The organism is Streptomyces sp. NPDC088745 (genome assembly GCF_044751045.1).
GTDB classification, from domain to species: Bacteria; Actinomycetota; Actinomycetes; order Streptomycetales; family Streptomycetaceae; genus Streptomyces; species Streptomyces cremeus.
The window spans coordinates 760,805-769,249 of record NZ_JBIVLB010000001.1 but is presented as its reverse complement, the minus strand read 5'-3'; the positions used below and the strand labels follow the sequence as shown (position 1 = coordinate 769,249).

Here is an 8,445-nt window from a genome sequence, read left to right as displayed (position 1 = left end):
ATCCGCAAGAGCTACGCGGACGGGGAGCTGGAGGTCACCCAGCTCTGAGCGGGCGGCGAGGGGCGGGGGGGGGGGGGGGGGGGGGGGGGCCCCCCCCCCCCCCCCCGGGGGGGGGGGGGCCCCCCCCCCCCCCCCCCCCCCCCCGCCCTGCACAGACGCCTCGGGAGGTCAGCTCTCCTGGTTCTGCCCGTCCTGCTCGCTCAGGCTCTTCTCCAGAACGCGTCCCTCGCCGGGGGCGAGCGTGCCGAGGATGCGCTCCAGATCCTCCACCGAGGCGAACTCGACGGTGATCTTGCCCTTCTTCTGTCCCAGGTCGACCTTCACCCGGGTCTCGAAGCGGTCGGACAGCCGCGAGGCCAGGTCCGACAGAGCGGGAGCCATCCGGGCACCGGCCCGGGGGCCCTTCGGCTTGACCGGCTTCGTCGGCTCGGACTCCATCATCTTGACGATCTCCTCGGTCGTACGGACCGAGAGACCCTCCTGGACGATGCGCTTCGCGAGGTGCTCCTGCGCTTCGGAGTCCTCAAGGCCGAGGAGCGCCCGCGCGTGGCCGCCGGAGAGCACCCCCGCCGACACCCGCTTCTGCACGGCCATCGGCAGCTTCAGCAGGCGCAGCGTGTTGGAGACCTGCGGACGCGAACGCCCGATCCGGTCGGCCAACTGGTCGTGCGTGCAGCCGAAGTCCTTGAGCAGCTGGTCGTACGCCAGGGCCTCCTCCACCGGGTTCAACTGAGCCCGATGGAGGTTCTCCAGAAGGGCGTCGAGGAGGAGCTTGTCGTCCTCCGTGGCCCGGATGATTGCCGGAATGCGCTCCAGACCGGCTTCCCGGCCGGCCCGCAGACGCCGCTCACCCATGATGAGCTGGAAGCTCTCCGGGCCCACCCGCCGTACGACGATCGGCTGGAGGAGTCCCACCTCCTTGATGGAGGTGATGAGCTCGGCCAGCGCGTCCTCGTCGAACACCCGACGCGGCTGCTGGGGGTTCGGCGTGATCGCGTCCAGCGGAAGCTCGGCGAAGAACGCGCCTACGGGCACCTGCAGAGCCGCCGTCTCGGCCTCCTGCTCCGGGGCCGCCGGTGTCCCCGGAGAGCGGGGCGGCAGCGGCGATGTTTCACGTGAAACATCGCTCTCCCGCAATGCGGTCACCTTGGCTGCGGCCACCCCGCGTTCCGCGGTCGCCGTGCCGGCCCCAGGAGCCTGCGGTTCCCGGGAAGCATTCGGAATCAGCGCCTGGAGCCCGCGCCCCAGTCCTCTACGTCGCTCGCTCATTGGACACCCTCCGCCACACCGTGCTGATTGTTCTGGTCGACAGCATGGGCGTGCTGCGCGTCATAAAAGACTCCGGCCCCCCGCAACGCGATCTCCCGCGCCGCCTCGAGGTACGACAGCGAGCCGCTGGAGCTCGGATCGTAGGTGAGCACGGTCTGCCCATAGCTGGGAGCCTCCGAGATCCGGACGGACCTCGGGATGCTGGTCTTGAGCACTTCCTTGGCGAAGTGACTGCGCACTTCCTCCGCCACCTGCGAGGCGAGCCTGGTCCGGCCGTCGTACATGGTCAGCAGGATCGTGGAGACATGGAGCTCAGGGTTGAGATGCCCGCGCACCAGTTCCACGTTCCGCAGGAGCTGGCCGAGCCCTTCCAGCGCGTAGTACTCGCACTGAATGGGGATCAGCACTTCCTGGCCGGCCACCATCGCGTTGACCGTCAGCAGCCCCAGGGACGGCGGACAGTCGATAAGGACGTAGTCCAGCGGCTGTTCATAGGCCTGGATGGCCCGCTGGAGCCTGCTCTCACGTGCCACCAGGGACACCAACTCGATCTCCGCACCGGCGAGATCGATGGTGGCGGGGGCGCAGAAGAGCCCTTCAACATCCCGGACGGGCTGGACCACGTCCGACAGCGGCTTGCTGTCGATCAGCACGTCGTAGATGGAGGGGACTTCGGCGTGATGGTCGATTCCCAGTGCCGTGGAGGCGTTGCCCTGCGGATCGAGGTCGATCACCAGGACCCGTGCACCGTGCAGTGCGAGCGAGGCGGCGAGATTGACCGTGGACGTGGTCTTCCCCACTCCGCCCTTCTGGTTGGCGACCACCATCACGCGTGTCTGCTCGGGCTTCGGAAGGCCCTCGCCGGTACGGCCGAGGGCATCCACCGCCATCTGGGCAGCACGCCCCACGGGGGCGTCGTCCGGCAGGGACGATGTTTCACGTGAAACATCGGCGCCTGCCGCTTCGGAACGGGGGCCGGGGACCGGATCGGTCATCGGTCCCGCGATGTTGGCGTCGGACCGCAAGGATTCACTCTCCTCGACTTCAGGCTCGTAGTGCTCAGAGCCTGTCACGCTTAGGGGGTCATGAACCAGTGAGGCCCGTCCCCCTGTGGAAGAACCCGCTCTTGTGGACAACCCCGTGACCCTTTCGGGTCTCGATTCGCGCGGAGCGGTAGCGCCATGGCCCCGGCTGATGATTCCTTGCAGCAACGAGCGATGTTTCACGTGAAACACGATGGACCGCAGGGTCTCAGCGGAAGACCCCGACACTCCGCGCCGCACAGGTGCGGGCCCCTGGATGGAGCATCGGGGTGAATTTCCGCCGTTCAGCGGCGGCGACGCGCCCTGCCGGTCCGCGCGGCCTTGGCCCGCTTCGCCGCGAACCGCACGCCGCCCGGGCTCTCACCGACCTCGACCCGTACGACCGTGGACAAGGGGTCCACCACACCGGCGCCGACCTGGAGCACCTCGGTCTTGACCACGCCCAGCTTGCCGAGCGCGGCCCGCGCCCCCTTGAGTTCCTCCTCGGCGGTGTCCCCCTTGAGGGCGAGCATCTCCCCGTACGGACGCAGCAGGGGAACGCCCCAGCCGGCCAGCCGGTCCAGCGGCGCCACCGCACGCGCGGTCACCACGTGAACGGGCTCGACCTTGCCCATGACCTCTTCGGCACGGCCCCGTACGACGGTGACATGGTCCAGCCCCAGCAGCTCGACGGCTTCCTGGAGGAAGTTCGTGCGGCGCAGCAGGGGCTCCAGAAGAGTGATCTTCAGGTCCGGACGGGCCAGGGCCAGCGGGATGCCGGGCAGACCGGCACCCGAGCCGACATCGCAGACCGTGGTGTTCTGCGGCACGACCTCCGAGAGGACAGCGCAGTTCAACAGGTGCCGCTCCCACAGGCGCGGCACTTCTCGCGGGCCGATCAGACCGCGTTCGACCCCCGCGTCCGCGAGCAGCTCGGCGTACCGAACGGCCTGCGGGAAGTACTCACCGAATACCGCCTTGGCCTCTTCGGGCGCCTGGGGAAGCTCCGCTGCTGCCTCCGTCACGGGGACCGTCCTTCCGTACCGCACTGTGGTGGCTGAACTATCAGGCTGACAAAAGTTCGGCCCCGCCTGCGAACAGAACAGACGGGGCCGAGAAAGCACGTGTCCGGTCAGGCCGGGAGAACGACGACGAAGCGCTGGGGCTCCTCGCCCTCGGACTCGCTGCGCAGGCCCGCTGCGGCGACCGCGTCGTGCACGACCTTGCGCTCGAACGGCGTCATCGGGTCCAGCTTCACGGGTGCGCCCGAGGTCTTCGCCTCGTCCGCCGCCTTGGCGCCGATCTCCGCGAGCTCCTCGCGCTTCTTGGCACGGAAACCCGCGATGTCCAGCATCAGGCGGCTGCGGTCGCCGGTCTCCCGGTGCACGGCGAGCCGGGTCAGCTCCTGAAGCGCTTCGAGCACCTCGCCGTCACGGCCCACGAGCTTCTGCAGGTCGCGGCCGTTGGAGTCGCTGATGATCGAGACAGCGGCCCGGTCGGCCTCGACGTCCATGTCGATGTCGCCGTCCAGGTCGGCGATGTCGAGCAGACCCTCGAGGTAGTCGGCCGCGATTTCGCCCTCCTGCTCCAGACGCGTCAGGGTGTCGGTGCCCTCGGCGGGCGCGGAGGAAGTGGTGGTGCCGTCCGTCACGGGAGGACTCCTTCTTACTTCTTGGACGGGTGCTTGGGCCGCTGCGGGCCCTTGCGCTGCCCGGTCTTGGCTTGGCGTGCGGAACCTGCGGGCTTGTCGGCCGCGGCGGTCTTGGCGTCCTGCGGCGCGTCCTTCTTCTCCAAGGAGGTCTTGGAGCCGGAGTCCTCGGCGGCCCGTGCGGCCGCGCCCGGCGCGGCGGTGGCCGCCTGGCGCTTGGCCTTGGTCTGCCGCTTGGGCTGCTGCCGCTTGGCGGCCGTCGCGCCGCCCTCCGCCTCGGCGAGGGCGGTGGTGCTCCTGGAGACCGTGCCGTCCGCCTCGGCGACGAAGCCGGCCTTGGCGAGCCCGGTGATGAACTTGCGCTCGACGTCGTTGCGGTCGGGGCCCTTGGCGACGATGACCTTGACGACGTTGCGCTTGCGCTTGGCCTTGACCTGGCCCGAGTCCACCGTGGACTTCAGCAGCCGCTGCAGGTAGGAGTCCTGGGCCTTGCTGCCCGGCGTCGGGTTCTGGTTGATGACGTACATCTGCTGGCCCATGGTCCACACGTTGGTGGTCAGCCAGTAGACGAGGACACCGACGGGGAAGTTGATGCCCATCACCATGAACATCACCGGGAAGATGTACATCATCATCTTCTGCTGCTGCATGAACGGCGTCTTGACCGTGAGGTCGACGTTCTTCGTCATGAGCTGCTTCTGGGTGAAGAACTGCGAGGCCGACATCATCACGATCATGACGGCGGTGACGATCTTCACCGAGGTCGCCGAGGCTTCCAGGCCGGCGATCTTGTCGGCGCTGTCCGTGAACTTCGCGGCCAGCGGAGCGCCGAAGATGTGCGCCTGACGGGCGCTCTCCAGCAGCTGGTCGTTGATGACGCCGATCTTCTTGCCGTCGGCGATGCTGGAGAGCACGTGGTAGAGGGCGAAGAAGAACGGGGACTGCGCCAGGATGGGAAGACACGAGGAGAGCGGGTTGGTGCCCGTCTCCTTGTACAGCTTCATCATCTCTTCGGACTGACGCTGCTTGTCGCTCTTGTAGCGCTCCTGGATCGCCTTCATCTTCGGCTGGAGCACCTGCATGTTCCGCGTCGACTTGATCTGCTTCACGAAGAGCGGGATCAGGCAGATGCGGATGAGCACCACGAGGGACACGATGGACAGGCCCCAGGCCCACCCCGTGTCGGGTCCGAAGAGGAACCCGTACACCTTGTGGAACTGGACGATGACCCAGGAAACGGGCCAGGTGATGAAGCTGAACAGACTGGCAATCGTGTCCACTAATCAAGCTCCTTGAGCATTGGGCGAGGTCTCTGCGGCCGGGCTCGGGTTCTGGTCGGATCCCGGAGAAGACACGCCGACGGCGGACTTCTCGCCCTTGCTTCCGCGCCACGCGTCGCGCAGCGCTTCGTGCCAACGACGGCGCGTGCGTGCCGGCACGTGATCCACACCGCCGGGCGACCACGGATTGCACCGCAGGATGCGCCAGGCGGTGAGGGCAGTGCCCTTCACCGCGCCGTGCCGGTCGATGGCCGTGAATCCGTAGTGGGAACACGACGGGTAGTACCTGCAGACCGGCCCCAGCAGCGGGCTGATGGTCCACTGGTACAGCTTGATGAGGGCCAGTAGTGGGTACTTCATCGCGTGCCTCTCCCCTGACCTTCGGTATGGGGAGCCCCGCCCAGCAGCCGCTGCAGTGCGGCGTCCAGGTCTCGGGCCAGCTGTGCGTGGTCGGCACCGCCCGCTCCGGGCAGCGCCCGTACGACTACCAGGCTACCGGGGGGCAGCTCGGCGATCCTGTCGCGCATGAGGTGGCGCAGTCTCCGCTTCACCGCATTGCGTACGACAGCAACACCAACGGCCTTGCTCACGACGAAACCCGCACGCGTCGGGGGAGTGCTCTCCCCTGCCGCGTGCGGGTCCGTTGCACCGCTACTGCGTAGATGGACGACGAGAAGCGGGCGGCCTGCGCGGCGCCCTCGCCGTACTGCGGTTGCGAAGTCCTCGCGCCGCCTCAGCCGATTCTCGGTAGGCAGCACGTCATGACCCGTACGGGATCAGGCGGACAGCTCAGTGCGGCCCTTGGCACGGCGGTTCGCCAGGATGGCGCGGCCGGCGCGGGTACGCATGCGCAGACGGAAGCCGTGGGTCTTGGCACGACGACGGTTGTTCGGCTGGAAGGTGCGCTTGCTCACTCGGGGGCTCCAGAAATGAATCGGGGGTGGCGGGACATCGCCTGGCTGTCACCGTGCGCCCACGAGGAAGCTCGCAACGCTCTCAGTGCACCGCTTCACGATCATTGACCATGATCTTTGCCCATCGGAGGCAGGCGGCAGCAGCCATCGACAACTCGACCTGGTTACGGTACGCGCGGCTACGCCATCCGGTCAAACCGGGGCTTGTCGGGGGCCGACTGTGCACAGCCTGTGGACAACAACTTGAACCGTGTGAGCTGCCGCGACTACCGTGGGACAACCAGGATTCAGGCATTCGTCGACAAGCGGACCCCGTGTCCCTGCCCGGCCGGCCTGTCCTTCCCGTCCCGTCCCTTGAGAACCACACCTTCGTGGGACCTGTGAGAGAGCGTGCCCTGTGGCTGACGTACCTGCCGATCTTGCCGCAGTGTGGCCGCGCGTGCTGGAGCACCTGCTCGGAGAGGAACAGCAGGGGGTCGAGGCCAAGGACAAACAGTGGATCGAGCGCTGCCAGCCGCTCGCGCTGGTCGCCGACACCGCTCTGCTCGCCGTGCCGAACGAGTACAGCAAGCAGGTCCTGGAAGGCCGTCTCGCGCCGCTCATCAGCGAGGCCCTGAGCCACGAGTGCGGCCGGCCGATCCGGATCGCCATCACGGTCGACGACTCGGTCGGCGAGACGCCCGTCCCCGTACGGCAGCAGTCCCGCCCGTCGTCCTCCTACCCGGCGCAGCGCCAGCCGGGGCAGCACAGCCCGCCCGGCCAGCGCGGCCAGCACGACGAGCAGCAGCATGACCTCCGCGACAGCCGCGAGGACCGTGACGCGTACGACTCCTACAGCCACCGCTCGACCGACGACGGCCTGCCCGTCGCCCGGCCCGCCTACCCCGAGTACCGCCAGCAGTCGCGGCCCGCGCCCGGCACCTGGCCCGGCGCGGCGGAGGACCACGGCGGCTGGCAGCAGCCCCGGCTCGGCGGTTTCCCGGAGCGCGACCCCTACTCCCGGCCCCCGCAGCACGACTACCGCTCGCAGCTTCCCGACCGCCAGTCCTACGACCAGTCGCCGTCGTACGAGCAGCAGCGGCAGGAGCGGGTGGAGCGCCAGGACCGGCAGGACCGCCAGGACCAGGGCCCGCGGCACGGCGGCGGCCCGTCGCTCCCGGCCTCCGGCGGGGCGCCCGGTCCGCTGGCCGCGCAGCCCGCGCCGGCCCCCGGGCCCGGCGAGCCGCACGCGCGCCTGAACCCGAAGTACCTCTTCGACACCTTCGTCATCGGCTCCTCGAACCGGTTCGCCCACGCGGCCGCGGTCGCCGTCGCCGAGGCGCCCGCCAAGGCGTACAACCCCCTCTTCATCTACGGGGAGTCCGGCCTCGGCAAGACGCACCTGCTGCACGCGATCGGTCACTACGCGCGCAGCCTCTATCCGGGCACGCGGGTGCGGTATGTGAGCTCGGAGGAGTTCACCAACGAGTTCATCAACTCCATCCGTGACGGCAAGGGCGACGCGTTCCGCAAGCGCTACCGCGACGTGGACATCCTGCTCGTCGACGACATCCAGTTCCTGGCGAGCAAGGAGTCGACGCAGGAGGAGTTCTTCCACACCTTCAACACCCTGCACAACGCGAACAAGCAGATCGTGCTGTCCTCCGACCGGCCGCCCAAGCAGCTGGTGACGCTGGAGGACCGGCTGCGCAACCGCTTCGAGTGGGGCCTGACGACCGATGTGCAGCCGCCGGAGCTGGAGACGCGGATCGCGATCCTGCGCAAGAAGGCGGTGCAGGAGCAGCTCAACGCCCCGCCGGAAGTGCTGGAGTTCATCGCCTCCCGCATCTCGCGCAACATCCGCGAGCTGGAGGGGGCGCTGATCCGGGTCACGGCCTTCGCGAGCCTGAACCGGCAGCCGGTGGACCTCGGCCTCACCGAGCAGGTGCTGAAGGACCTCATTCCCGGCGGCGAGGACGCCTCCCCGGAGATCACGGCGCCGGCCATCATGTCGGCGACCGCGGACTACTTCGGGCTGACGGTGGACGACCTGTGCGGATCCTCGCGCAGCCGCGTGCTGGTGACGGCCCGGCAGATCGCGATGTACCTGTGCCGTGAGCTCACCGATCTGTCGCTGCCGAAGATCGGCGCGCAGTTCGGGGGCCGGGACCACACGACGGTGATGCACGCGGACCGCAAGATCCGGGCCCTGATGGCGGAGCGCCGCTCGATCTACAACCAGGTCACGGAGCTCACCAACCGCATCAAGAACGGCTGACGCAGCCGCTGTTACGACACCGGGGGCGCCCGGGGGCCACGGGTCCCCGGGCGCC

At 68.6% G+C, this 8,445-nt stretch carries 9 protein-coding genes; 1 reads left to right on the top strand and 8 read right to left on the bottom strand.

Going from position 1 to position 8,445, the window contains the following annotated elements:
* Positions 1 to 168 precede the first annotated feature (168 nt).
* From ACIP93_RS03510 to rpmH, 8 genes are all read right to left on the bottom strand, one after another.
* On the bottom strand, positions 169 to 1,269 hold the full coding sequence (locus ACIP93_RS03510) for a ParB/RepB/Spo0J family partition protein (RefSeq protein WP_401755189.1): 1,101 nt from the start codon (positions 1,267 to 1,269) through the stop codon (positions 169 to 171).
* Positions 1,266 to 2,342 (bottom strand): ParA family protein, encoded by a 1,077-nt coding sequence (locus ACIP93_RS03505; protein ID WP_401755185.1) that lies wholly within the window; start codon positions 2,340 to 2,342, stop codon positions 1,266 to 1,268. The genes ACIP93_RS03510 and ACIP93_RS03505 overlap by 4 nt, the downstream gene beginning before the upstream one ends.
* Positions 2,343 to 2,596: 254 nt before the next feature.
* A complete protein-coding gene (gene rsmG / locus ACIP93_RS03500; RefSeq protein ID WP_345220904.1) occupies positions 2,597 to 3,316 on the bottom strand; it encodes a 16S rRNA (guanine(527)-N(7))-methyltransferase RsmG in 720 nt (239 codons plus the stop codon).
* A 107-nt stretch (positions 3,317 to 3,423) separates the two neighbouring features.
* Positions 3,424 to 3,942: a R3H domain-containing nucleic acid-binding protein gene (locus ACIP93_RS03495; RefSeq protein ID WP_189822530.1), complete on the bottom strand. Its 519-nt coding sequence runs from the start codon at positions 3,940 to 3,942 to the stop codon at positions 3,424 to 3,426.
* A gap of 14 nt (positions 3,943 to 3,956) precedes the next feature.
* Positions 3,957 to 5,219 carry a membrane protein insertase YidC gene (gene yidC, locus ACIP93_RS03490; protein WP_401755180.1) on the bottom strand — a complete coding sequence of 421 codons (1,263 nt, stop codon included), beginning with the start codon at positions 5,217 to 5,219 and terminating at the stop codon, positions 3,957 to 3,959.
* A 3-nt stretch (positions 5,220 to 5,222) separates the two neighbouring features.
* On the bottom strand, positions 5,223 to 5,579 hold the full coding sequence (gene yidD / locus ACIP93_RS03485; protein ID WP_345220909.1) for a membrane protein insertion efficiency factor YidD: 357 nt from the start codon (positions 5,577 to 5,579) through the stop codon (positions 5,223 to 5,225).
* Entirely contained in the window at positions 5,576 to 5,977 is a 402-nt protein-coding gene (gene rnpA, locus ACIP93_RS03480; RefSeq protein ID WP_345220912.1) for a ribonuclease P protein component, read from the bottom strand. The genes yidD and rnpA overlap by 4 nt, the downstream gene beginning before the upstream one ends.
* 18 nt (positions 5,978 to 5,995) lie before the next feature.
* Positions 5,996 to 6,133 carry a 50S ribosomal protein L34 gene (gene rpmH / locus ACIP93_RS03475; protein WP_014137019.1) on the bottom strand — a complete coding sequence of 46 codons (138 nt, stop codon included), beginning with the start codon at positions 6,131 to 6,133 and terminating at the stop codon, positions 5,996 to 5,998.
* A gap of 397 nt (positions 6,134 to 6,530) precedes the next feature.
* On the opposite strand from rpmH, the gene dnaA reads away from it, so the two are divergent.
* Positions 6,531 to 8,390 (top strand): chromosomal replication initiator protein DnaA, encoded by a 1,860-nt coding sequence (gene dnaA, locus ACIP93_RS03470; protein WP_401755175.1) that lies wholly within the window; start codon positions 6,531 to 6,533, stop codon positions 8,388 to 8,390.
* Positions 8,391 to 8,445 lie beyond the last annotated feature (55 nt).

What these genes read in the sequence shown, in the direction of transcription:
- ACIP93_RS03510 (WP_401755189.1), bottom strand. Translation starts at nt 1,269, where the DNA reads ATGAGCGAGCGACGTAGAGGACTGGGGCGCGGGCTCCAGGCGCTGATT.
- yidD (WP_345220909.1), bottom strand. Translation starts at nt 5,579, where the DNA reads ATGAAGTACCCACTACTGGCCCTCATCAAGCTGTACCAGTGGACCATC.